This is a genomic window from Bacillus sp. P4_D3, from assembly GCF_056401855.1.
Genome location: NZ_JBFUIN010001224.1, coordinates 1 through 655, shown reverse-complemented (window position 1 = coordinate 655; position 655 = coordinate 1). Strand labels below are relative to the sequence as shown.

Below are 655 nucleotides of genomic sequence, written 5' to 3'. Positions count from 1 at the left end.
ATATTACTTGATTCAAATACATCTTGATCAATAACATGCAAAGAACCCACACCCATTCGTACCAATTGGATGAGTGTAATTCCTCCTACGCCCCCTGCCCCAACTACAGTAACTCGAGAATTTTTTAATTTCTCCTGCTCCTCTACAGAGATGACACCAATATTTCGCGTAAAACTTTCTTCATATATATTTTGCATATCATTATTTTTTGTTAACAAATTATATTCCTCCTTACAGTGTTTTATAATCCCATCCACCCTTTGGGACTTCTTTTACTTGAACCGGGATATGACTATCTAAATCCATTACAATGCCTTTAGGCGCTCTAGCTAGAGGTTCACGACCAGTTAAAACTTGTATTGCTTCATGAAAACTAAATAATGACAATAGATGAGCACGCATCGGTGTGATAATCCACCCTGCTTTTCCATCACAAAAATCTTGTGCCCACTCTTTTGGTGCGCCTTTCTCCACAGAATACCAAGCTCGACTTTTCTTTATATCAGCAATCTGTTGTCTTAATTCTTGATTTGTTAATTTGCATCCGACACTTGAGATGTTTAATGCTTCTTCATAAGGAATTCCGGTTGGAAAAAATGTAGAAACAAATCCTCGTGTTGGGGGACTACCTGACATCCCGACACTTGGTATACCC

Annotated in this window: 1 protein-coding gene and 1 pseudogene; both read right to left on the bottom strand. The window is 38.3% G+C overall.

All coding sequences use genetic code 11. From position 1 onward, the window contains the following. On the bottom strand, nucleotides 1-218 hold a 218-nt coding region (locus AC1DTM_RS30455; RefSeq protein WP_477001700.1), incomplete at its 3' end, for a ThiF family adenylyltransferase. 13 nt (nucleotides 219-231) lie between these two features. After that, nucleotides 232-655, bottom strand: a pseudogene (locus tag AC1DTM_RS30450) (HesA/MoeB/ThiF family protein); the annotation flags it as partial.